The organism is Bradyrhizobium ontarionense, assembly GCF_021088345.1.
In the GTDB taxonomy this organism is placed as follows: Bacteria; Pseudomonadota; Alphaproteobacteria; order Rhizobiales; family Xanthobacteraceae; genus Bradyrhizobium; species Bradyrhizobium ontarionense.
In genome coordinates this window covers 7,524,531-7,548,017 of record NZ_CP088156.1, presented here as the reverse complement: position 1 = coordinate 7,548,017, position 23,487 = coordinate 7,524,531, and the positions used below count along the sequence as shown (strand labels likewise).

24 protein-coding genes are annotated in these 23,487 nt (G+C 65.8%); 17 read left to right on the top strand and 7 right to left on the bottom strand.

What is annotated here, in order from left to right:
* Positions 1–28 precede the first annotated feature (28 nt).
* From LQG66_RS33115 to LQG66_RS33105, 3 genes are all read left to right on the top strand, one after another.
* Complete coding sequence (locus tag LQG66_RS33115; protein WP_231319996.1) at positions 29–1,726, top strand: SulP family inorganic anion transporter; 1,698 nt, start codon at positions 29–31, stop codon at positions 1,724–1,726.
* Between the two features lie 115 nt (positions 1,727–1,841).
* Positions 1,842–2,072, top strand: a complete 231-nt coding sequence (locus LQG66_RS33110; protein WP_231319995.1) for a hypothetical protein — start codon at positions 1,842–1,844, stop codon at positions 2,070–2,072.
* 270 nt (positions 2,073–2,342) lie between these two features.
* Entirely contained in the window at positions 2,343–2,615 is a 273-nt protein-coding gene (locus LQG66_RS33105; protein ID WP_231319994.1) for a GCG_CRPN prefix-to-repeats domain-containing protein, read from the top strand.
* 299 nt (positions 2,616–2,914) lie between these two features.
* On the opposite strand, the gene LQG66_RS33100 is transcribed toward LQG66_RS33105, so the two are convergent.
* Entirely contained in the window at positions 2,915–4,336 is a 1,422-nt protein-coding gene (locus LQG66_RS33100; RefSeq protein ID WP_231319993.1) for an FAD-binding oxidoreductase, read from the bottom strand.
* Positions 4,337–4,408: 72 nt separating this feature from the next.
* Here LQG66_RS33100 and LQG66_RS33095 point away from each other — a divergent pair, with 72 nt between their 5' ends.
* Positions 4,409–4,921, top strand: a complete 513-nt coding sequence (locus tag LQG66_RS33095; RefSeq protein ID WP_231319992.1) for a thioesterase family protein — start codon at positions 4,409–4,411, stop codon at positions 4,919–4,921.
* 27 nt (positions 4,922–4,948) lie between these two features.
* On the opposite strand, the gene LQG66_RS33090 is transcribed toward LQG66_RS33095, so the two are convergent.
* Entirely contained in the window at positions 4,949–6,181 is a 1,233-nt protein-coding gene (locus LQG66_RS33090) for an alpha/beta hydrolase (protein ID WP_231319991.1), read from the bottom strand.
* Between the two features lie 220 nt (positions 6,182–6,401).
* Entirely contained in the window at positions 6,402–7,901 is a 1,500-nt protein-coding gene (locus LQG66_RS33085; RefSeq protein WP_231319990.1) for an amidase, read from the bottom strand.
* Positions 7,902–8,169: 268 nt separating this feature from the next.
* Here LQG66_RS33085 and LQG66_RS33080 point away from each other — a divergent pair, with 268 nt between their 5' ends.
* The 4 genes from LQG66_RS33080 to LQG66_RS33065 are packed head-to-tail and all read left to right on the top strand — an operon-like array spanning position 8,170 to position 11,234.
* Positions 8,170–8,997, top strand: coding sequence for a roadblock/LC7 domain-containing protein (locus LQG66_RS33080; protein ID WP_345778926.1), 828 nt, complete (start codon positions 8,170–8,172; stop codon positions 8,995–8,997).
* Positions 8,998–9,056: 59 nt separating this feature from the next.
* Entirely contained in the window at positions 9,057–9,818 is a 762-nt protein-coding gene (locus tag LQG66_RS33075) for an oxygen-binding di-iron domain-containing protein (protein WP_231319988.1), read from the top strand.
* Position 9,819: 1 nt separating this feature from the next.
* The gene (locus tag LQG66_RS33070) at positions 9,820–10,593 is read left to right on the top strand and encodes an OmpA family protein (RefSeq protein WP_231319987.1); all 774 of its coding nucleotides are present in this window, start codon (positions 9,820–9,822) and stop codon (positions 10,591–10,593) included.
* Positions 10,590–11,234, top strand: coding sequence for a hypothetical protein (locus LQG66_RS33065; RefSeq protein WP_231319986.1), 645 nt, complete (start codon positions 10,590–10,592; stop codon positions 11,232–11,234). The genes LQG66_RS33070 and LQG66_RS33065 overlap by 4 nt, the downstream gene beginning before the upstream one ends.
* Before the next feature lie 86 nt (positions 11,235–11,320).
* Here the strand turns inward: LQG66_RS33065 and LQG66_RS33060 are convergent, their stop codons facing one another.
* Positions 11,321–11,494: a DUF1328 domain-containing protein gene (locus tag LQG66_RS33060; RefSeq protein ID WP_231319985.1), complete on the bottom strand. Its 174-nt coding sequence runs from the start codon at positions 11,492–11,494 to the stop codon at positions 11,321–11,323.
* Positions 11,495–11,787: 293 nt separating this feature from the next.
* Here LQG66_RS33060 and LQG66_RS33055 point away from each other — a divergent pair, with 293 nt between their 5' ends.
* The 6 genes from LQG66_RS33055 to LQG66_RS33030 all read left to right on the top strand — a co-directional run bounded on the left by LQG66_RS33055 (position 11,788) and on the right by LQG66_RS33030 (position 18,122).
* The gene (locus LQG66_RS33055) at positions 11,788–14,424 is read left to right on the top strand and encodes an ATP-dependent helicase (RefSeq protein ID WP_231319984.1); all 2,637 of its coding nucleotides are present in this window, start codon (positions 11,788–11,790) and stop codon (positions 14,422–14,424) included.
* Between the two features lie 118 nt (positions 14,425–14,542).
* The gene (locus tag LQG66_RS33050) at positions 14,543–14,956 is read left to right on the top strand and encodes a hypothetical protein (protein ID WP_231319983.1); all 414 of its coding nucleotides are present in this window, start codon (positions 14,543–14,545) and stop codon (positions 14,954–14,956) included.
* Positions 14,956–15,627 (top strand): OmpA family protein, encoded by a 672-nt coding sequence (locus tag LQG66_RS33045; RefSeq protein WP_231319982.1) that lies wholly within the window; start codon positions 14,956–14,958, stop codon positions 15,625–15,627. Before LQG66_RS33050 ends, LQG66_RS33045 begins: the two co-directional genes overlap by 1 nt.
* A gap of 252 nt (positions 15,628–15,879) precedes the next feature.
* The gene (locus LQG66_RS33040; RefSeq protein WP_231319981.1) at positions 15,880–16,431 is read left to right on the top strand and encodes an Mpo1-like protein; all 552 of its coding nucleotides are present in this window, start codon (positions 15,880–15,882) and stop codon (positions 16,429–16,431) included.
* The gene (locus tag LQG66_RS33035) at positions 16,431–17,456 is read left to right on the top strand and encodes an NAD-dependent epimerase/dehydratase family protein (RefSeq protein WP_231319980.1); all 1,026 of its coding nucleotides are present in this window, start codon (positions 16,431–16,433) and stop codon (positions 17,454–17,456) included. The genes LQG66_RS33040 and LQG66_RS33035 overlap by 1 nt, the downstream gene beginning before the upstream one ends.
* A 42-nt stretch (positions 17,457–17,498) precedes the next feature.
* On the top strand, positions 17,499–18,122 hold the full coding sequence (locus tag LQG66_RS33030; RefSeq protein ID WP_231319979.1) for a methyltransferase family protein: 624 nt from the start codon (positions 17,499–17,501) through the stop codon (positions 18,120–18,122).
* A 43-nt stretch (positions 18,123–18,165) separates the two neighbouring features.
* On the opposite strand, the gene LQG66_RS33025 is transcribed toward LQG66_RS33030, so the two are convergent.
* Positions 18,166–19,200, bottom strand: a complete 1,035-nt coding sequence (locus LQG66_RS33025; RefSeq protein WP_231319978.1) for a LysM domain-containing protein — start codon at positions 19,198–19,200, stop codon at positions 18,166–18,168.
* A 116-nt stretch (positions 19,201–19,316) separates the two neighbouring features.
* Positions 19,317–20,048, bottom strand: coding sequence for a hypothetical protein (locus LQG66_RS33020; protein ID WP_231319977.1), 732 nt, complete (start codon positions 20,046–20,048; stop codon positions 19,317–19,319).
* Between the two features lie 275 nt (positions 20,049–20,323).
* Between LQG66_RS33020 and LQG66_RS33015 the strand changes: the two genes are divergently transcribed.
* The gene (locus tag LQG66_RS33015; protein WP_231319976.1) at positions 20,324–21,244 is read left to right on the top strand and encodes an ABC transporter ATP-binding protein; all 921 of its coding nucleotides are present in this window, start codon (positions 20,324–20,326) and stop codon (positions 21,242–21,244) included.
* Positions 21,241–22,002: an ABC transporter permease gene (locus LQG66_RS33010; protein ID WP_231319975.1), complete on the top strand. Its 762-nt coding sequence runs from the start codon at positions 21,241–21,243 to the stop codon at positions 22,000–22,002. Before LQG66_RS33015 ends, LQG66_RS33010 begins: the two co-directional genes overlap by 4 nt.
* Positions 22,003–22,018: 16 nt before the next feature.
* Here LQG66_RS33010 and LQG66_RS33005 read toward each other — a convergent pair whose 3' ends face one another.
* The gene (locus LQG66_RS33005; protein WP_231328047.1) at positions 22,019–22,369 is read right to left on the bottom strand and encodes a hypothetical protein; all 351 of its coding nucleotides are present in this window, start codon (positions 22,367–22,369) and stop codon (positions 22,019–22,021) included.
* 288 nt (positions 22,370–22,657) lie between these two features.
* Here LQG66_RS33005 and LQG66_RS33000 point away from each other — a divergent pair, with 288 nt between their 5' ends.
* On the top strand, positions 22,658–23,455 hold the full coding sequence (locus tag LQG66_RS33000) for a L,D-transpeptidase (protein ID WP_231319974.1): 798 nt from the start codon (positions 22,658–22,660) through the stop codon (positions 23,453–23,455).
* Positions 23,456–23,487 lie beyond the last annotated feature (32 nt).

Sequence of the window (23,487 nt, the reverse complement as noted above, 5' to 3'; positions counted from 1 at the left end):
CCCGTGCGGCGCGATCGGAGAAACCGACATGACTGTGCAACCGCGCAACGACGGCGACCATCACTGGCCGATGCTCCGCTCGCTACGGGGATGGCAGATCAGCGCCCTGCCCGCCGATCTCGCCGCCGGGCTGACGCTCGCGGCCATCGCCATCCCCGAGCAGATGGCCACCGCAAAGCTCGGAGGCTTCACGCCGGAGACCGGCTTCTTCGCCTTCATGGCGGGATCCCTCGGCTTTGCGCTGTTCGGCGCCAACCGCTTCCTGTCCTGCGGCGCCGATTCAACAATCACGCCGATCTTCGCCGGCGGGCTGGCGCTGCTCGCCGCCAGCGGCACGCCCGAATATGGCAGCCTGGCCGCGGCGCTGGCGCTGCTGGTCGGAATCATGCTGGTGCTGGCCGGCGGCTTCAGGCTCGGCGGCATCGCCAACCTGCTGTCGGTGCCGGTGACGGTCGGCTTCCTGGCCGGCATCGCCGTCCACATCATCGTCTCTCAATTGCCGGGGGTGCTGGGCCTGCCGTCTCCGAGCGGACCGACGCTGGCGCGGATCGCGACATTGGCGGGAGAACTCGGCAAGGCCAACGCCTACACGCTCATCATCGGCTTCGGCGTGCTCGCCACCGTGATGGTTTGCGAACGCATCAGCGCCCGCCTCCCGGGCGCCCTGATCGCGCTCGCCGCCTCGACCTCGTTCGTGGTCGCAGCCGGACTCCAGGCGCGCGGCGTATCCGTGATCGGCGAGGTCTCCGGCACCGTTCCGATGCCGTCCGTGCCGCTGATCGGGCCCGAGCAATGGGCCAAGCTGGTTCCGCTCGCCTTCCTGATCGCCGTCGTCGTGATGGTGCAGACCTCGGCCACGACGCGCTCGTTCCCGTCAGATCCGAATCGTCCGGCCGACGTCGACCGCGACTTCATCGGCGCCGGCGCCGGCAGCGTGCTGGCCGGACTGTTCGGCGCATTTCCCGTCAACGCCAGCCCGCCCCGCACCGGCATCGTAGTCGAGACCGGCGGCCGCTCGCAGGTTGCCGGTCTGCTCGCGGCCGCCATCGTGCTGCTGCTCGTCCTGTTCGGGGCACGGCTGCTCGCGCATGTGCCGGAGGCGGCGCTTGGCGGCGTGCTGCTGTTCGTCGCGCTGCGCATCGTCCGCGTGGCCCAGATCGTCAGCGTCTACCGCCAATCCAAGGGGGAATTCCTGCTCATCCTGGCGACGGCCGCCGCCATCGTCGCGCTGCCGATCGAGCAGGGCGTCGCGCTCGGCATTTCGCTGTCGCTGCTGCACGGCATCTGGAGCACGACGCGCGCGCATCTCATCGCCTTCGAACGCGTGCCCGACACGACGATCTGGTGGCCGGCGCATCCGCAGATCAAGGGCGAGGTGTTGTCGGACGTCGCGGTGGTCGGCTTCCAGGCGCCGCTCAGCTTCCTCAACGCCGCGACGTTCCGCGCCGACCTGCAGCACATGCTGCGCAGCCGCAAGCCACGGCTCCTCGTGTTCGAGGCCAGCGCCATCGTCGAGATCGACTTCACCGCGGCGCAGGCTCTGCGCGAGGTCATCGCGTTGTGCAACGAGGCAGGCATCGTGTTCGCGGTGGCCCGGCTGGAATCGCTGCGGGCCCAGGCGGCATTCGAACGGTTCGGTCTCTACGACGCGCTGCCGAGAGACCACGTGTTCCACAGCGTCGATCTCGCGCTGCGCAGCCTCGCGCCGCAGCTCGATACCAAGTGATACAAACCGTTACGCACCACCGCGACGACCGACATACCCGCGCAAATTTTGCCGGCGAGACATCCTCATCACGACCCCGGCCCGTCAGCCGCGGCACAGAGAAGGATGATCACCGATGCGCAAGCTGCTCCCATTGCTGTTCACAATCATTTCGATCACCGCCGCGCAGGCACAGGACATGGCCGCGATGCGCCAGGCCTGCGGCGACGATGTGCGCGCGCTGTGTCCCGGAATCATGCCGGGCGGCGGCCGCATCAAGCAGTGCATGATCGAGAAGTTCGACAGGCTCTCGGACGGCTGCAAGACGGCGCTGAAGGATGCGAAGGCGCAGCAGGGCGGCAAGTGATGCCGCGTGAGGCTCAGCGTGCTGCAAGACACGTCAGCCGCCGTTCATGTGGCAGCGAATACACTGGAGGGAATTCACTGCAGTGAATAGTGAATAGTGTGCAGCTATGCGTCACATCGTCCCCATGGCTGCACCGCATGATCAGCATCGCTGGCCACTATGGTAATGGGTAGAGGTTTCGCGACGTTGCAAAATTTGCGAAACCGAAACCCGTCGGACAGCGTCTAACGACTGGACTGATTCGAAACCAACCGAGAGGATCGCACCGAAATGCGCCATCTGTTCACCTCCGCCCTGCTCGCCGCGACCGTCATGCTGGGCGGATCGGCGGCCCATGCCTTCACGCTGCCGGCCCAGCCCGCGGCCCCGGACAGCAATGTCGAGCGCGTGGCCGGCGGCTGCGGTCCCGGCTGGTTCCCCGACCGCTTCGGCCGGTGCCGCCCTGCCCCCCGCGTCTATCGTCCCTACGGCTACGGCGGCTACGGCCCGCGCACTTGTTTCCTGCGTCCGACTCCGTGGGGACCGCGCCGCGTCTGCCGTTGATCCGATCATGAAAAAAGCGCCGCCGCGTTCGCCCCGCGGCGGCGCTTTCTATTTGGCGCTTCGCCAGCAGCCGGATCTGCCAAGTTTGAGCGGCTTGCTTGGTGCTCACCTCTCCCCGCGTGCGGGGAGAGGTCGGATTGCGTCGTCAGATGCAATCCGGGTGAGGGGGCACAGGTCTAACCATTGACACCTCTCGGGCGTCTGTCCCTCACCCCAACCCTCACAGCGCGAGCGCCCCCGTAAGAACGGGGCGAGGGAGCGCAGCGTAATCGCGGCGACAGCTCAGATCCAACGAAGCCTCAACCCGCCGGGATGATCTTGCCGGGATTGAAGATGTTCTGCGGATCGAGCGCCTTCTTCACCGCGCGCATCGCATCGAGCGCCTCTTCGCCGAGCTCGGACTTGAGGTATTTCTGCTTGCCCTGACCGATGCCGTGCTCGCCGGTGCAGGTGCCGCCCATCGCCTGCGCGCGCTCGACGAGGCGATGCATGAACTCCTCGCCGCGCGCCATCTCGTCGGCATCATCGACATCGCAGATCAGCGAGCAGTGGAAATTGCCGTCGCCGACATGGCCGACGATCGGCGAGGTCAGCCCGAGACGCGCGAGATCCTCCTCGGTCTCGGCAACGCAATCGGCGAGGCGCGAGATCGGAACGCAGACGTCGGTGGCGACCACGCCGGCGCCGGGCCGGATCGCCTTCACCGACCAATAGGCGTCGTGACGCGCCTGCCACAGCTTGGTGCGGTCCTCGGGCTTGGTGGTCCAGCTGAAATCGCCGCCGCCGCACTCCGCCGCGATCTCGGCGAAGTTCTTCGACTGCTCGGCCACCTCAGCCTCGCTGCCGTGGAACTCCAGCAGCAGCAGCGGCGTCTCCGGCAGGGTCAGCTTCGAATAGGCGTTGCAGGCCCTGACCTGCGCGGCATTGAGCAGCTCGATGCGCGCCACCGGAATGCCGGTCTGGATCGCGAGGATGGTCGCCTGGCAGGCGCCGCGCACCGTCTCGAACGAGCAGGCCGCCGCAGCGATCGTCTCGGGGATGCCGCGCAGGCGAATGGTCATCTCGCAGATGATGCCGAGCGTGCCTTCGGCGCCGATGAACAGGTGCGTCAGGTCATAGCCCGCCGCCGACTTCTTGGCGCGCGTCCCGGTCTTGATGATCTCGCCGTCGCCGCGCACGACCTTCAACGCCAGCACGTTCTCGCGGATGGTGCCGTAGCGCACCGCGTTGGTGCCCGAGGCCCGGGTCGAGGCCATGCCGCCGAGCGAAGCATCGGCACCGGGGTCGATCGGGAAGAACAGGCCCTGGTCGCGCAGATATTCGTTGAGCGCCTTGCGGGTGACGCCGGGCTGGATCACGCAGTCGAGATCCTCGGCATGCACCTCCAGCACCTTGTTCATGTCGCGCATGTCGATGCAGATGCCGCCCGCCGGCGCATTGACCTGCCCTTCGAGCGAGGTGCCGGTGCCGAACGGAATGATCGGCACGCCCCTTGGCGCGCAGATGCGGACGACGTCCTGGATGTCGGCGGTCTCCTGCGCCAGCACCACGCCATCCGGCGGCTGCGTCGGCAGCCAGGTCGTGGTATGGCCATGCTGCTCGCGCACGGCCTGCGAGGTGATGAGCCGGTTGCCGAAGCGGGCCGCGAGCGCGTCGAGCGCGCTCTTAAGTGCCTCCGGCGCGGGCCGCTTCAGGTCGTGATGGGGGATGGTCGTCGCCACTGTGTCCTCCGGAATTTGGGCGGACCGTGACAAAGGACGATCAAGGGGTCAAGGGAGCAAACGGAAGAGCCGATGAGCGATAATGCAGTGCCCACACCGCAAGCGGCCGGGCCGTTCCGGTCGTCGATCATGCAGGTCGAGCCGCAATGGATCGACTACAACGGCCATCTCAACATGGCCTATTACAACGTGATGTTCGATCGCGCCATCGACCAGCTGTGGGCCGAGCTCGGCATCGGCCCCGCTTACATGAAGGAGCGCCAGGGCTCGACCTTCACAGCGGAATGCCACGTGCGCTATCTGCGCGAGATCCATCTCGGGGATCCCGTCGAGATCGCCGTCTGGCTGATCGCCGCCGACGAGAAACGGCTGCACACCTTCGAGGAGTTGCGCCACGCGGACGAAGGCTGGGTCTCCGCCACCTCCGAGAACATGTCCATCCATATCGACATGACCAGACGCAAGGTCGCGCCGTTCCCGACGGACATCCAGCAGAGCATCGGCCGGATGCTGCAGGCCCACGCCGCGCTGCCGCTGCCCGAAGGGCTCGGCCGCGCGATCGGCATGCCGCGCAAGAAGGACTAACGCTTCCGCGCGGCGCTCGCCCTGAGCTCAGCTCCCGCCGGCCTGCTTCTTCTTCGCGGCGCCGGCCTTGGGGACAGGCGCCTTGGGGACACGCGCCTTGGCAACGCGCGGCTTGGCCGCGGAGGCGTTGGCTGCGACATCGGCTTGCGGACGGATGCGGTATCGCGCCGACGCCACCGGCTCGCGGTTGGTGACCTGGTTTTGCGGCACGCCGTTCAGGACCTGGACGATGTCGTCACGAACGACCGGAAAGATGCGATAGTACTGATGCTCCTGCGGGTCCTGCTCAAACGTCGTCACATCCGAGCAATCGATCGCCGTGACCTTGTCGCTGATGCTGCCCATGTTCTCCGGGCCATCGTTGCCCAATCGCGGACCGTTGAATTTCGTGCCGGCGCTCAGGGTGTTGAGAACCCAGTCCTTGGTCGAATGATAGACCGTGACGCTGGTGGCCGTGCGCGGCAGATATTTGAGCTTCGCCGGGTCATCGAACGCATCGGCATCCTCATCGGCCGCCGCGAGCACGACCTTGTCGAACGTCTTGCGCAATCCGATCAGGGACGGCTGCGCCCCGCCCATTCGCACCATCGCCGAAACGCCGCTGGACATGGTCGCGCCCGCAACCGGATCAGGCATCTGCATCAAGGCCTGCAACGCGTTGCGCAGGACATAGACGCCCATGCTGTGGCAGACGAGGTGGATGCTCTGGTTGCAGCGTTGGCCTTCCGGCAGCGTATCGACGAAATCGTAGAGCCGCCGCAGCGTGCGCGCCACGGCCGGGCCGGAGGCCGCCGCCGTCTTGCGGTCGTGCTGGTAGTCGACATAGGGCAGCGGCACGCCGAAGGGTGAGGCGACCGAAGGCCAGCTGAACACGAACATGTTGGCGTCGAGCCCGTAGAACGCCGATATCCAGCCGGCGCGCTCGATCGCATCGACGAAGCTGTTGCTGAAACCATGAATGAACGCGATGGTCGCGCGCGCCTTCGCCTGCATGTCGGCTCGCAGCGCACCGAAGATCGTATCGCTGCCGAGAACCGGTCCCGAGCCTTGCGGAAAGATCAGTTGCTCCGGCTCGACATGAACCGATCCCGGCACGAGCGCATAGGTCCGCGCCGCCAGATCGACGGCGATGTCGGCCCTGCCATACCTGACGCTGAGGCCGTTGACCGGACCGAGATCGGAACCGAACCCCATGATCTGATCCGTCCCGTCCGCCGTCAGAGGCTGCCTGTTGGTCGCAAAATAGACCCTGACGTCCATGATCCGCCCCTCTGAAAATGTGGCCAATATGCATTGCACAATCGCGGCACGAGCAGACCGGCCCGTTCACGGAGCGATGCGGCGGGCCATACCGAGGCGACTGTCCGCGCCGACGCTCTACCCAAGATAGAACACGACAAACGACAAGCGCGCAATCGCCGCATGCGCGCAGCAGTGTCGCGTGCGTGATCGCGAGCCCCGCGCGAGGAAGACGCGAGGATCAGCTCTCCACCACCCAGTCCGGCAACCGGCCGAACCAGGGCTGCGCCTGCTCGAGCTGGCGGGCGAGCTGCAACAGCCTGATCTCGTCGCCGAGGCGGCCGATGAACTGCACGCCGAGCGGCAGGCCGTCGGCGGTCCAGTGCAGCGGCACGCTCATCGCGGGCGTGCCGGTCAGATTGGCGAGCTGCGTGAACGGGACGTATTGCAGGCTGTCGCGCGCGATCTTGTCGATCATGCCGTCGAGCAGACCCGCGCGTGTCAGAAGGCCGAGCAGGCCGATACGATCGAGCATGTCGAGCAAGGTCTGCTCGGCCGTGGTCGGATCGCCCTGGCCGTGCCGGATCGGCGGATGCGCCAAGGTCGGCGTCAGCAGCATGTCATAGCGGGCATGGAAGCGCGCCAGCGCGCGGGCGAAAACGTTCCACTTCAGCAGCTGCGTGGTCAGCGCGCCGGCCGAGATGGCGCCGCCAAGCGTCGCCAGCACCCGGGTCAGCAGCTCGAAATCGTCGCGCTTGGCGCCCTTGGCGCGCGCGTCGGCGACCAGCGCCGCGACCTGGCCGAAATAGATGTGCAGGAACGAGGTCGCGAGCGCCGCACCGTCGATGTCGGGCGTGGCCTCCTCGACCTCATGGCCGAGGCTCTGCAGCAGCTTCACGGTGGTGTCGACGGCGAGCCTGGCTTCAGCATGAACCTCGGTGCCGATCGGCGAGGCGGTCGTGAAGCCGATGCGCATGCGAGGTGGATCGCGCGCCACGGCATTCGCGAACACCACGCCGGGCTCGGCTGCGACGAAAGGATCGCCGGGCTCGCTGCCCATGATGACGTCGAGCGCCAGCGCCGTATCGCGCACGCTGCGCGAGATCACGCCCTCGCTGGACGCGCCATACCAATACTCGCCGAAGCCTGGCCCGGACGAGACCAGGCCGCGTGACGGCTTCAAGCCGAACAGGCCGCAGCAGGCGGCGGGAATGCGGATCGAGCCGCCGCCATCATTGCCGGCCGCCATCGGCACCACGCCGGAGGCGACCGCCGCAGCCGCGCCGCCACTGGAGCCGCCCGGCGTATGCGCCACGTTCCAGGGATTGTTGACGCGGCCGAAGGCGCGCGAATCCGAAACGCCCTTCAGCGCGAGCTCCGGCAGATTGGTCTTGCCGAAGATCACGAAGCCGGCCTCGAGGTACCTCCGGACGACATGAGCATGCTCGGCCGCGACGTTGCCGGTCAGCGCCTTGCTGCCGTAGGTGGTCGGCAGACCGGCATAGTCCTGCGCGCAGTCCTTGATGAGAAACGGTACCCCGGTGAAGGGGCCGGCGCTCAGCCGCGCAAGCTGTGCGCGTGCCTCGCGCTCCATCAACGTACTAATTGCGTTCGTCGTCGGCTGCGTCCGCTCACTCTGCTTCAATGCAAGCTGCAGAAGCTCGGCAGCGGTCGTTTCGCCACGAGCAATCGCTTCAGCGAGCGCAACGGTATCGCGCTGCATATATTCGACGACGTTCACGTCTCTTCCTCACATGGCGCGCAGAATTACCTACGTCCGCATCGTAGCTGATTCTGGCGTGAAGGATGGCGCGCCCGTGCCAAACCCGGGCAACATTGCGGCGCTACGGCGGCCGATGCGGCGACAATATGATCTTTGTCAGCTCATTGGACGAACTAAGCAACATTCTGCGTCAGGATTCGCGCCAATTTGATTCAGATCATTCTTCCGCGCACTGGCCACCCACTACGCTGATCACCGTTGTGTGCATTAAGTAATGAGTAGAGCGATGGGACGCCTCGCGAGCCTGCTGAAAATACCGCAAGCCTCCCATCAGGAGACGTCCATCGTGGCTGCGACCACGGCCGACTATTTCATCCTGCTGTCGCGCGCGATGGAGAGTCTGCCCGACTCGAGCGCCGAACGTCGCGCTGAAGTCTACCAATCGGCGCGCCAGGCACTGGTGACCCAGCTCGAGGGGATGGATCCTCCCGTTTCCCGATCGCGCCTCAGGGCCGAGCAGCGCGCCCTGGATGATGCGGTGGAGACGATCGAGACACGCGCTGTCGCGATGCAGTCGGACTCGGCCGAGCATCCCGCGCCACCGGCAGCCGAGGACGCCCTCATTTCCTTCTCGGCACTTCTTGCCGCCATTCCGGACAGTTCCGTTTCAACAACCGAAGATGACGATGCCATGGCTCAAAGTCCGTTCCAATCCAAGTTTGCCCCCCGCGCCGTCGAGGAGAAGCCGATGTCACGACTCGATGAGATCAACCGCGTCCTGCGCAAGCTGCAGAGCGACTCGTTCGGGGTCGAGGCCTGCGCGCTGATCTCGGAAGACGGGCTGATGATCGCGAGCGTGCTCGCCGCTGACATGGAGGAGACGCGGGTCGCGGGCATGACCGCGACCTTGCTGTCGCTCGGCGGCCGCGCCGCCATGGAGCTTGGCCGCAGCCACCTGCAGGAGGTCATCATTCGCGGCGAATCCGGCTACGCCGTGCTGGTCAGCGCCGGCCGCGGCGCGCTGCTGCTCGCGCTCACCAACGAGAACAGCAAGCTCGGACTCACCTTCTTCGACATGCGCGAGGCCGTCCGGTCGCTGCAGAAGGTGCTGTAGCGGCGTCCTACCAATGAGCCGGCGCGCCGCGATCGCGCAGCGTCGGCGGGAGCATTCTCATGGCCAATATCGTCCTCTATGACGACGGCGTTCACAAGAACATCCTGCTGGAAGACTTCGCTGCCGGCGATCTTGCGGTGCAGACCAACCAGCATCTGATCATTCACGACGGGATCGGCATGATCCTCGATCCCGGCGGTCACAAGGTCTACGCCAAGGTGTTGTCGGAGACTTTTGGCCAGCTCGCCGGCGGCAAGCTGAAATACCTGTTCCTGTCGCACCAGGACCCGGACATCGTTGCAGCCATCAACGGCTGGTTGATGACCACCGAGGCAGACGCCTACATCTCGTCGATCTGGACCCGGTTCGTGTCGCATTTCTGCTTCGACCATATGGTGCTGGACCGGATGAAACCGATCCCGGACGAGGGCATGGTGTTCGACGTCGGCGGCTGCAAGCTGTACGCGTTACCCGCCCATTTCCTGCATAGCGAGGGCAATTTCCAGCTCTACGATCCGATCTCGAAGATCCTCTATTCCGGCGACCTCGGCGCCTCAATGGGGACGGACTACAGGGTCGTCAGAGACTTCAAGTCGCACCTGCCTCATATGGACGGATTCCATAGGCGCTTCATGGCATCCAACAAGGTGATGAAGGCCTGGGCCAACATGGTCCGGCAGCTCGACATCGAGATCATCGCTCCGCAGCACGGCGCGCTGTTTCCGGACGCGGCCATGTCGCGCCAGTTCATCGAATGGTGCGCCGGACTCGAATGCGGCATCGACCTGATCACGCCGATGTACAAGGTGCCCGCGGCCTGACATGCTGGCGCCATCCCCGCCCCCCGTCTCGCCCCCGTTCGCAGCGCGCGTCGAGCCCTGCACGGTCGCCGGCGAAGAGGCCCCCCTCTGGCTCGCTGCCGCCTTTGCAGTCGCGGGCGCGCTCATCGCCATGATGTCGGCGTCGCTCTGGCAGCAGGGCCTGGCCCGGCCGCCGACGGTCGCTGCCATGACGCCGGTCAGGACCGTCCCGGCACGCGAGGAGCCTGCTGTCGAGGCGCCCCGCCGGGCGCAGGAGACGCCGGTGCCCGAACCAGCCCCGATCGTCGCGCCCCCGGCGCCGGCGCCTTCGGTCGCTGCCGTCACGCGCGAGCAGCCGGCTCCACCGGCCGGGCCGGCAGCAATCGCCGAACCGCAGAGCAGCGCGCGCAACATGCCCGCCGCCGAGTGCTTCGCGCCGTTGACGGTCGCGTTCGAGCGCGGCAGCGCGCGGCCGAACCCTGCCGACATGAAGCGGTCGCTGGCGATCCTGCAGCGCGCGCTCGCGCGACACGGTGACGTCACCATCGTCATCGAGGGACACACCGATATCAGCGGCAGCGAGGATCTGAACGTGCTGCTGAGCTATTCCAGGGCCAAGGCGATCGCGGCCCAGCTGAAGCACGATGGCATCCCGGCCCGCCGGCTCTCGGTGCGCGCCGCGGGATCCGGCGAGGCGCGCGGCGATGCAGGCACCCTAGCCGGCGACCGCAAGGCCTTCCTGCGCATCGCCGGCCTGGACGATTGCGATCAACTCACAGCGACGAAACGACCATGACGATCTATGCCATCGTAAGCGGCCTCGGCGCCGCCATTCTCCTACTGACCTCGGGCTATCTGTTCGGCGCCCGCCAGGGCGCGCTGGCGCGCGATCTGCTGCGGCGCCAGGTGCAGCTGCAGGCAGCGAGCCTCGACCAATTGCGCGAGCAGAGCAACCAGGATGCGACCGAGCGGGAGGTCGGTCTGCGCAGCGCGATCCAGGACGTGCTGGCGCCGCTGGTCGAACGCGAGCGCATCTCGCTGGACCTGGCGCAGCTGGCGAGCCGGCCGGGCCGGCGGCGCGAGCTGGTGCCGTTGCTCGACCGGATCGCCGAGGTCGGCCGTTTCGAGACGGTGCTGCTGACCAACGAGGAAGGTCTGCCGCTCGCGGCCAATACGACCGCTCATCACACCGAGCAGCTTGCAGCAGCTGCGACGCGGCTTGCGCTCGTCGCCGAGAAGATCGCCGACGAGAACCATATCGCGCCGTTGTCGGTCATGCTGCGCGATGCCTCGGATGCGACGACGCTCTGCCGGATCTTCCGCGTCCAGGACCAGACGCTGACCTTGACCGCGCTCTCCAACGATGCGCGGCTCGCCTCGGTCGCACTCGATCCGGCGCTGGCCAAGGTCCAGGTCGCGCTGACCGCGCCGGCCTGATGCGCGCAGCCGAAACGCAAAGAGCGCAGCACCTCGCAAGAGGCACTGCGCCCTTCGCCGACCTCATTGTCAGGGGATGAGGTCGACTACACGCGGGTGCGGCCGCGGGCGAGGCCCACGATTGCCGACACCAGGAACAGCACGATAGCGATGAAGAAGATGATCTTGGCGATCTCGATGGAGGCACCGGCGACGCCGCCGAAGCCGAGGATGCCAGCGATCAATGCAATCACCAGGAAGGTGACGACCCAGCCTAACATGACACGACCTCTGTCTCTCGATTGCGGTTCAAAGCGGCGCGAAGCTTGCGCCGTTGCCAGGACAATGAAGGCCGGGAACAAATGTTCCGGCCGCTCGCGCCCCTAAAAATTCACGATTCGCCGGAACAAAAGTCTGGTGGGACTGGCAGCAGGCACCCCGGCTGCCCCGATTTAGGGCTGTAAAACGCGCCCAACGGCCCCATATAGCCGTCAATCCCTGCTATGAGGGCTCCTCCTGCAGACCTCGCGATGCCGTCGTATGATGCCATCCGAGGGATGAGACTGATTCGCTGATGACCGAGCCCAACCGCGTGAGCCGTTTTCCTGCGCCAGACCACCAACCCGTTGCCGGCGGCATCGCCGCGCGCGCCCGCGCCACGACGACCGGCGGAGCGCGCTATCTCGCAGGCCTCAATCCGGAGCAGCGCGACGCGGTCGAGACGCTGGATGGTCCGGTGCTGGTGCTCGCCGGTGCCGGCACCGGCAAGACCCGCGTGCTCACCACGCGCATCGCGCACATTCTGAGCCAGGGCCGCGCCCGGCCGGGCGAAATCCTGTCCGTGACCTTCACCAACAAGGCCGCGCGCGAGATGAAGACGCGGCTTGCCGAGATGCTGGGCCAGGCCGTCGAAGGCATGCCGTGGCTCGGCACCTTCCACGCGATCGCCGGCCGGATCCTGCGCAGCCATGCCGAGCTGGTGCAGCTGAAATCGAATTTCACGGTGCTCGACGTCGACGACCAGATCCGGCTGTTGAAGCAGCTGCTGCAGGCCGAGAACATCGACGACAAGCGCTGGCCGGCGCGCATGCTGGCCGGCCTGATCGACGGCTGGAAGAATCGCGGCCTGTCGCCATCGCAGGTGCCCTCGGGCGAGGCCGCCGTGTTCGGCAATGGCAAGGGCGGCAAGCTCTATACGAGCTACCAGGAGCGGCTGAAGATCCTCAACGCCGCCGATTTCGGCGATCTCCTGCTCGAGAACATCCGGCTGTTCCGCGAGAACCCGGACGTGCTCCGGCAGTATCAGACCCGCTTCAAGTTCATCCTGGTCGACGAGTATCAGGACACCAACGTCGCGCAATATCTGTGGCTGCGGCTGCTGTCGCAGGCGCCGTCGTCGCTCACTCCCGCCACGTCCGCCGCCGTCCCCTCTCCCCTTGTGGGAGAGGGTGGATCAGTTGAGCGAAGCGAAACTGAGCCGGGTGAGGGGTCTGTCTCCGCGGATAGAGACCCCTCACCCGCCTCGCTTCGCTCGGCACCCTCTCCCACAAGGGGAGAGGGTAGAGACATATCCGCGGCCACGACGCCCCCCAAAAACATCTGCTGCGTCGGCGACGACGATCAGTCGATCTATGGCTGGCGCGGCGCCGAGGTCGACAACATCCTGCGCTTCGAGCACGACTTCCCCGGCGCCAAGGTGATCCGTCTGGAGCGCAACTACCGCTCGACCGGCCATATCCTGGCCGCGGCCTCGCATCTGATCACGCACAATGAAGGCCGGCTCGGCAAGACGCTGCGCACCGAGGACGTCGAGGGCGAGAAGGTCACGGTCACCGGCGCCTGGGATTCGGAAGAGGAAGCGCGCGGCATCGGCGAGGAGATCGAGGAGTTGCAGCGCAAGGGCGAGCATCTCAACGACATCGCGATCCTGGTGCGGGCGTCGTACCAGATGCGCGAGTTCGAGGACCGCTTCGTCACGCTCGGCCTGCCCTATCGCGTGATCGGCGGCCCCAGATTTTACGAGCGCGCCGAGATCCGCGATGCGCTCGCCTATCTGCGCGTCATCAACTCGCCGGCCGACGACCTCGCCTTCGAGCGCATCGTCAACGTCCCGAAGCGCGGGCTCGGCGACGCCGCCGTGCAGATGCTGCACGATCACGCGCGCAAGCGCCGCATCCCGCTGTTCGAGGCGGCGCGCGCGGTGGTCGAGACCGACGAGCTGAAGCCGAAGGCGCGCGGGAGCCTGCGCCAGCTGATCCTGCAGTTCGAGCGCTGGCGCGCCCAGCGCGAGGTGACGCCGCACACCGAGCTCGCCGAGATCGTGCTCGACGAGAGCGGCTATACCGAGATGTGGCAGAAGGACCGCTCCGCCGACGCCGCCGGGCGCCTCGACAACCTCAAGGAGCTCATCCGCTCGATGGAGGAGTTCGAGAACCTGCACGGCTTCCTCGAGCACATCTCGCTGGTGATGGACCGCGAGGGTGCAGCCGACGAGGAGGCGGTGTCGCTGATGACGCTGCACTCCGCCAAGGGGCTGGAATTCGACAACGTGTTCCTGCCGGGCTGGGAGGAAGGGCTGTTCCCGAGCCAGCGCACGCTCGACGAACAGGGCCGCGCCGGGCTCGAAGAGGAGCGCCGCCTCGCCCATGTCGGGCTGACCCGGGCGCGCCGTCGCGCCAAACTCTATTTCGCCACCAACCGCCGCATCCACGGCACCTGGACCACGACCATCCCGTCGCGATTTCTCGACGAATTGCCGGCTGATAGCGTCGAGATCACCGAATCCAAGGGCGGCTCGGGCTGGGGCGGCGCCGGCGGTTACGGGCCGTCGCGTTTCGACAATGTCGAGTCGTTCGGGTCAAGCTATGCGACGCCGGGCTGGCAGCGCGCGCAGGCGCGGCGCCCGGGCGCACGCGGTCCGTCCGAGGGCGGCTTCAAGGAAGAGCAATCGCCGTTCGGCGGACGCGATCCGTTCGGCGGCGGAGGCTTTGGCGGCAATTTCGGCCGCAACAAGCGCGGGCCGCTGACCATCGAGGGCGAGCTGGTCGCGAAGTCCACCGGCGCCACCTCGGAATTCGCACTCGACGACCGCGTGTTCCACCAGAAGTTCGGCTATGGCCGCGTGGTCAAGATCGACGGCAACAAGCTGACCATCGCCTTCGACAAGGCCGGCGAGAAGAAGGTCGTCGACAGCTTCGTCGCGCGGGCGTGACCTGATGGCCACGGTCGACCTGCGGTCGCGCCGCAGGCGCGGATCGCGACAACCGAACTTCACACTTCGCCTTGGTTAGGCCTTGACCGTGGCAGCTCGCGTCGTATGAGATGCAACCATGGTCCGGGGAAACATCCTCATCGTTGTGGTCGCGCTCTGTGTTCCGTCGCTTGCGACGGCGCAGACGATGAGCTTTGGCGAGTCTGCCGGGCTGATCGCGTCGAGCTGTGGCGCCGACATCATCGCCAATTGCCGCGGCGTCAATCTCGACTCCAACCGGCTCAAGGAATGCCTCTCGCGCAACCAGGACGTGGTTTCTGGGCAGTGCAAGGCCACCTATTTCAAGGCGTTCGAGGCGATCCAGAAGCGCATCGCGGCTCGGGTGACCGTGGCCAATGCCTGCCAGCGTGAGATCGTGAAGCTGTGCGGCGGCTCGACCAAGGAGACCAGCAGGTCGATTCCGTGCCTGATGACGGCGAACGGCGTCAGCGCACGGTGCCAGCAGGCGATGGGCGAGGCGGGGTATCGCTGATGCGGCGGACAGCGACATCACTGCTGTCAGGGCTGATCGCCGTTCTCACGGTCGCCGCGAGCGCGACGGCGCGATCGCAGGAGATCACGCGCGAGGATATCGTGCGCCAGCTCAACCGCTTCGAGGCCGCGCCCACGCTCGATCTGCCGGCGCTGAAGCAGCAGACCCAGGAACGCTCGAAAATTCGCAGCCGCAATGAGCCGCCGCCGCAGAAGCGTACGCCGATCGCGCCGGAGCTGATGAACCTGCCGGCCTTCAACGTCGACATCCAATTCGACGTCGACACGCCGATCGTGCGTCCCGAATCCTACCAGGCCGTCGGACGCATCGCCGACGCGATGGTGTATACCGACCTGCTGCCCTACACGTTCCTGATCGTCGGCCATGTCGAAGCCAACGGCAAGCGCGAGTCCAACGTGATCCTGAGCCAGCGGCGGGCCGACGCGATCCGCGACATCCTGGCGAACACCTTCAAGGTCTCGGTCAAGCGGCTGCAGTCGGTCGGACTTGGCGAGGAGCAATTGCTCGATCCGTCCAAGCCGACGGCGCCCGTCAATCAGCAGATCCAGATCATCACGATCGCTAAGGCTGCCGAAGAGGCCGCGACGCCGCCTCCGGCGCCAGCTCCCGCTGCACCCGGCAAAAAGCCACCGCGCAAGCACCGCAATTGACGCAAATGAGATCCGCGCGCGGCGCCATGAACCCATGGCGGCCCTGGCGCGACTGTCAATTCAGGAACCGTCACTTCAGCATATGGCCCGATCGGGCCCCACCCTCTGGCGCGAATGGAACCCGTTGTCAGATCGGCGCGGCGGACGCAGGGCCGTGATTGCCGGTTTGTCGATGCAGCCGCTTGATGGTATAGCCCCGTCTTTGCGGCCATCGATTGAGCGGTCGTGATCTCATTGATGAGCGAGTCAGCCATGAACGCCATGTTCCGACGCCAGATGATCGACTACGTCGAATATCATCGCGATCCGCGCAACGGCCTGATGCATGTGCTCGGGATCATCCTGCTGTTCCTGGGGGCGGTGCTTCCCTTGAGCTTGTGGCAATTCGACGCGTTCGGCATCCGGATCAGCCTGGGCGCCGTGCTGGCGCTGCCCGTCCTGCTCTATTGGCTGCTGCTCGATGCCGCACTCGGCGCCGGCATCCTGGCGTTCGCCGTGCTGTTCCTTGCTGTGGCCATGATGATTGCCGATCACGTCCACGGATTGGCCCTCTGGGCCATGTTTGCCGCGCTCGTCATCGTTGGCCTCGTCTCGCAAGCCGTCGGGCACAAGGTCTTCGAGCGCAATAATCCGTCGCTGCTGGATCATCCGGCGCATCTCTTTCTTGGACCGATGTTCGTGATGGCGAAATTGTACATGGCGTTCGGGTTGCGGCCTTCGGTGGCTGATCTCGTTGCGCCGAACTGGTCGCCGGATCGGCTCGCATCGGATAAGCTTCCAGGCGATCAGCACTCACGTCCCTAATGAAAGTCCTCGTCACCGGCGGCAGCGGTTTTATCGGACATCACCTCGTCTCTGCGCTCACCGCACGGGGCGCGGAGGTGCGCGTGCTCGACGTGCGCTGCCCGACCCAGATGATCGCCGACGTGCAATACATCGAGGGCTCGGTGCTCGACGTCCCCGTCGTGCGTGAGGCGGTCGCAGGCGTCGATCAGGTCTATCACCTGGCCGGGCTGCCCGGCATGTGGATGCCGGACCGCGAGGATTTCTACCGCGTCAACTGTGTCGGCACCGAAACGGTGCTGGCGGCTGCACGCGCGAGCCGGGTCCGCCGCTTCCTGCACTGTTCGACCGAGTCGATCCTGTTCGACTATCCGGGATCCAAGGGCGCCGCGGCAGCGCCGACGGCCCCGCCGGCGGACGCCATGCCCGGGGCCTATACGCGCTCGAAGGCGCTGGCCGAGGCGCGCGCCATGGCAGCGGCTGCCGATGGCTTCCCGGTGGTGGTCGGCACGCCGACGATGCCGATCGGCCCTCACGACAGCAACCTGACACCGCCGTCGGCGATGCTGCGCCATTTCCTGGACAGCCGGATCCAGCTCTATCTCGATTTCATCGTCAATCTCGTCGACGTCCGCGACGTCGCTACGGGCCTGATCCTGGCCATGGAACGCGGCAAAGTGGGCGGCCGCTACGTTTTCGGCGGCGAGAGCCTGCGCCTTAGCCGCATCCTCGACCTGATGGCTACAATCAGCGGCCGCAAGCATGTCGCCATTTCGGTGCCCGGCCGGCTGGCCGAGTTGTCGGCGGGCGTGCTCGAACTCATCTCCGATCATCTCACCAAGCGGACGCCGGACGGCACGGCTGAAGGCGTGCGGATCGCGCGCTCGGCCTCCGACCTCTCCGTCGACAAGGCCAAGCGCGAGCTCGGCTATGCGCCCCGCCCGATCGAGCCGACGCTGCGCGAGACCATCGCGTTCCTGCTCGACTGCGAACAGGGCAAGCGGGACGATCTGAAACAACACCCTTTTCGCACAGCGGCCGAGTAGGTAAGAGCGGCCGTCCCAACGTCACATAGCGGTTTCAAAGACATGTCCGGCGATGCCAGCCCCGTCTCGTCGTTTGCGTTCAGCGGATGGACCACCACCTGGCCCACCTCCCTGCTGGCGATCATCTGGCTGATCTGGCTGGCCAGCTGGGTCGGCGCCTCGTTCTGGTCCGGCCAGACCCGCAAGCACGTCACCGTGGTGAAGACCAGCCGCTATCACGCGCTCATCGTCATCGGCGGCATCCTGTTCACGCCCTGGACCTCGCGCATCCTCGGCGAGAAGCCGTTCTGGAGCCCCGGCGAGACCGGCGTCTACCTGCTCACGGTGGTGACGCTGGCCGGCATCGCCTTCACCTGGTGGGCGCGAATCCATCTCGGCCGCTTCTGGTCGAACGCCATCACCCACAAGGAAGGGCACAAAGTCATCGATACCGGCCCCTATGGCATGGTCCGCCACCCGATCTATACCGGCCTCATCCTCGGCATGCTGGCGACCGGTATTGCGGTGGGGACGATCAGCGCCATCCTCGGCGCCATCCTGATCTCGCTCGGCATGGCCTGGAAGGCCAAGATGGAAGAAGTCTTCCTGGGTCAGGAGCTTGGGCCGGATTATGAGGCCTATCGCCAGCGCGTGCCGATGATCATCCCGTTCATGCCGCCGGGCTGACCCTTCTTACTTGACACCCCTTGTTACTGACACCCCTTGCGGCTCAGCGCCGGACCGGCGCGTCCGGCGGCTGCGGTGCCGGCTGGTTCGCGGCCTGCGGCAGCAGATGACGCGGCAGGATGATGCGCTGACCCGGGATCAGGGGCGTGCTGCCGAGCCCGCGGTTGGACTGCTGCAGCGCCCATAGCGGAACCCGGTAATTGGTCGCGATCTGGTCGAGGGTCTCGCCCGGCCGCACCGCCAGCGGCGTCCCGCTATCCCACAGTTCCAGCGACACCTTCGGCGGCACCAGATAGCGCAGCTGTACCGGGTCGGCCTCGGCCGTGGCCGGCGTCTGCGACAGCTGGCTGATCATCGTGACCAGCTGGGCGTGCACATCGTCCATCTTGTCGATGTTGATGTGCGTGACCTCGTCATGATCCTTCATGTCGAAGCTCGCGTAATGGCCGCGGAAGCCGGGCTCCGGCTTGACGTCGCCGCCGCCGAGAATGTTGTCGGACAGGAAGATGTTGATGAAGCGCTGCACGTTGAGCGGAACGCTCTTGGTCGCATGCGCGGGATCGACGGTGACGACGAGGCTGACCGGAATGTTCTGCTCCTGCAGCGCAATCGAGATCCGGACGCTGCACAGCCCACCCATCGAATGGCCGATCAGCACGATCGGACCCGGCGCCTCGCGGTAGTTCTTGGCCACCTGGAGCGCGATCAGGTCGCACAGGGTGAACTCGTAGACCCGGGCGTCGAAGCCGGCCTGCTCGATCTTGTCGGCCAGACGGTCCATGCCGGTCGAGAACAGCGGTCCGAGAGCGCCGCGAAACAGATAGACCCGCGCCGGCGCCTGGATCGCCTCCGGCGGTCGCTCGGGCGCAGCAACGGCGCGGATCGCAGCCTGGCTCGCGGCTGCAGCAGGTTTGGAAGACTTTGCGGGCTTGCCGGGCACAGTGGTAGCGGCTGCGCCGGCGCAAGCGGTGTGCGGCAGGCCAGCGGCCGCGACGCCAAGAACGACCAGCAGCGTCAGCAGACGTCCGATCACGGTCTTGCCGAGACAACTCCTGGCCATAAGTGCCACGCCGGTCATCCGCGCTCCCAGGAAAGCTCAGAGGTGGCAGGGATATACCGCCTGCTATGGCGCTTGTCGCCGCGGAATGGGAGCATTTTGGGGCGCAGCCGCCGGCGCGAGCCGCTCGGCCCGGATTACCGGTAGCCCGAGACGCTGGCGGCCCTTTGCGAGCCCGCCACGCTGGTCGGCGGCGCGGCCGGCCGGCCCTTGCCGCCGAACACCACCGCGTCGATGGCGCCGATCACCTTCTGCTGCATGATCTGATTCTTCTCGATCGTGACGTGGCCGACGCCGGGAACCGCCTGGACGTCCACATTCTCGAGCTTGCCGCGGAAGCCGTCGTCGCGGCGCACCGGCTCGCCGGCGCCGCTGGCGATGTAGAAATTGATGTAGCGCTCGGCATTGCCGCCCACGAGCTTGGTCTTGAACACCGAATCGAGACCGATCGCGAGCTTCACCGGCACGCCGAGCTGGCCGAGCTTGTTGATCATGTCGGGCAGCGCGGTCGCACCCGAGGAATGCCCCACCAGGATGATGGTCTTGATGCGGCCGGCGCGATAGGCGGCCGCGGCCTCGTCGGCGAGCGACGACCACGACACGAAGTTGGCGACCGTGTTCGGGATGCCCTGCGACTCCAGCTTGGCGGCGATGTCGTCGAGCCCGAGCGAGAAGATGTTGAGCACGCCACGCAGAAGGTAGACGTGCGTCGTGCCGGCCGCATTCGCGGCTGCCGCGCTCGGCGCGGCGCGGACCGATCCGGTGCCGAGCGGCAGAGACAGCGCGACGGCCAGCGCGATCATGCCCAGCCAGCGCGCCGCGGTGGCGCGCATGAGGATGGGACTATCGGTGCAGGTTCGTGGCGTCATCTGTCCTTCTCCACGGCGGAAATGTCGAGACGGCGCGACCGTACCCGAGATGCTCGCGGACGCAACATGGTCCGGCATCGTGTGGAACGTTCATCCCGCAGACGTGGCCGCATGGCAACACCCGCCAATTTCAGTCACGGAAAAGCCTTCCAATGGTCACGATCGGCGTCGCCGCTCCGATTGCAGGAGCGCGCCGCCATTCCTATCTGAGCCTTCCCCCGCGCCCGCGGATTGCTCACCGCGCCCTTTGCTCAAATCCCGTTGAATGCCGTCGTATGGCTCCCGTCATCTCCGTCTCAAGCCTGTCGAAAACCTATCGATCGGGCTTCACCTCGCTCAACAACGTCAATCTCACGATCGAGCGCGGCGAAATCTTCGCGCTGCTCGGCCCCAACGGCGCCGGCAAGACGACGCTGATCAGCATCATCTGCGGCATCGTGAACGCATCGACGGGCAAGATCACCGTCGGAGGTCACGACATCAATGACGACTATCGCGCGGCCAGGTCGCAGATCGGGCTGGTGCCCCAGGAGCTGCACACCGATTCGTTCGAGAGCGTGTGGGCCACGGTCAACTTCAGCCGGGGCCTGTTCGGCAAGCCGAAGAACCCTGACCTGATCGAGAAAATCCTCAAGGACCTGTCGCTCTGGGACAAGAAGGACGCCAAGATCATCACGCTCTCGGGCGGCATGAAGCGCCGCGTGATGATCGCCAAGGCGCTGGCACACGAACCTCAGGTGCTGTTTCTGGACGAGCCGACCGCGGGTGTCGACGTCGAGCTGCGCAAGGGCATGTGGGATATCGTGCGCGAGCTGAAGGCCGCGGGCGTCACCATCATTCTCACCACGCACTACATCGAGGAGGCCGAGGAGATGGCCGACCGCGTCGGCGTCATCAACAAGGGCGAGATCATCCTGGTCGAGGACAAAGCCAAGCTGATGGACAAGCTCGGCAGGAAGCGCCTCAGCCTGCATCTGCAGCACAAGATCGACACCGTCCCCGAGGTGCTTGCGCCCTATCATCTCGCATTGTCTGACGACGGCTGGCGGCTCGCCTACGACTACGACACCCGCGGTGAGCGCACAGGTATCACCAGCCTGCTCAGCGATCTCAGGGCCGCCGGCATTCGTTTCATCGACCTCGAGACCAAACAATCGTCCCTCGAAGACATCTTCGTGAGCTTGGTGCGGCAATGAATCTTCGGGCAGTCGGCGCGATCTACAAATTCGAGATGGCGCGCACATGGCGCACCATCCTGCAGAGCATCGTGTCGCCGGTGGTGTCGACATCGCTCTATTTCGTCGTGTTCGGGGCGGCGATCGGCTCGCGCATCAGCCAGGTTGAAGGCGTCAGCTACGGTACCTTCATCGTGCCGGGACTGGTGATGCTGTCGGTCCTGACCCAGAGCATCGCCAATGCCTCGTTCGGGATCTACTTCCCGAAATTCATCGGCACCATCTACGAAATTCTCTCCGCACCGATCTCGCATGTCGAGATCGTGCTGGGCTATGTCGGTGCGGCCGCCACGAAATCGATCATGCTGGGGCTGATCATCCTCGCCACCGCCGGCCTGTTCGTGCCGCTGCACATCCAGCACCCGGTCTGGATGCTGGCGTTCCTGGTGCTGACGGCGGTCACCTTCAGCCTGTTCGGCTTCATCATCGGCATCTGGGCCGACGGCTTCGAGAAGCTGCAGATGATCCCGATGCTCGTGGTGACGCCACTGACCTTCCTCGGCGGCAGCTTCTACTCGGTCAACATGCTGCCGCCGGCCTGGCGTTCGATCGCGCTGCTCAACCCGGTCGTCTACCTGATTTCAGGCTTCCGCTGGAGCTTCTACGAGATCGCGGACGTCAGGGTGGAAGTCAGCGTCGCAATGACGCTGGCGTTCCTTGCGATCTGCATGACTGTCATCTGGTGGATCTTCAAGACCGGCTACCGGCTCAAGCACTGAGCGGCGCCCGCGGGTCTCATCGATAGCAATGGAAGTGGCCGTAGCCGTCCCGGTAGCCACGGCAGTGATAGTGACGGTGGTAATAGGACCGATGGGGGATGCCGAGCACGCCTTCCACGGCTCCGACTGCGCCGCCGACGCCGGCGCCCACCGCGCCGCCGACGACACCGCCGACCGGCCCGCCGATCCGGTTACCTTCATGGGAGCCTTCCTGGGCGCCGCGGACGATGCCCTGGGCATGGGCCAAGTGCGGCAGAGCGAGCCAGGCCAGCGCAAGAATGAACAGGGCAAGCGCCGCCAGCACATAGGTAAATCGCTGCGGCGTCCGGTCGTCGAGGACCGCCGTCCTGGCCTTCATCGTAAGCATTTTGAGCACCGGTATCTGCATGGAGGGACTTTTGGAACGCAGATGCGGCGAAAAAGTTTCGGGCCCGCACGAATACAGTCGATTTAGAGCTTTGCTAAACCGAGACCGTCTCCGTCGCGAAATTGTCACCACCTCGCCGAGCCCCTCGCCTTGGCCTGCGTCGCCTCCACAATTAAGGTTGAGATGGGCGCAGGCTGGAACAAATGCCTGTCCTGCGACATAGTGCAGGCGGCGGGATCAGAAGCTGCGGCGCGAATGAAATATTACGGCCTGGAGGCCAGAGGTTAGATGCGTACCACATTTTTTGTACTCGCCGGCTTCGCCTTGCTGTCGACCACGCCGGCTCTGGCCAAGATCGACATCACCGTCGACAAGAACAACCAGATCATGACGGTCGCGGTCGATGGCGTGGAGCGCTATCGTTGGCCGGTGTCGACCGGCATTCCGTCGCGCGAGACGCCGAATGGCGCCTTCCGCGCCTTCCGCATGGAAGCCGATCACTTTTCCAAGGAATTCGACGACGCGCCGATGCCGCACTCGATCTTCTTCACGAAGGTCGGTCACGCCATTCATGGCACCGATTCGGAAGGCCGGCTCGGAACGCCGGCCTCTCATGGCTGTGTCCGGCTGTCGAAGGCCAACGCCACGACGCTCTACGACCTCGTGCAGAAGGACGGCGTGCTCAACACCACCGTGACCCTGACCGGTTCGGCCGAGATCGCGCTGGCACGCAATCCGCGCCGCGGCACGGCCGTGGCCCGCCGCGAGGTTCAGCCGCAATACGACAACAATGGCGAACCTGTCGTGCTGACGCCGCAGCCGCAGTTGCTGCCGGGACGCCAGGTCGTTCCGCAGCAGCGCCCGGATGACGGCTACATCTACCCGGCTGACGGCAGCGACACCGGCGCGCGCTATCCGGCGCCGGGCGGCGCCGGCCGCCGCGTCTACGATGCGCAGGCCTATCCCCAGCAGCAACAGTCTCAGTCATATTACTACGACAACGGCAATCCGAGCTACGCGCAGCCGCGCTACTATCAGCCGCGGTCCTATTATCAGCCGCGCGGCTATAACACCTATCAGGACTGAGGCACGTTCGCTGGGCGCGTGCGCGCGCCCAG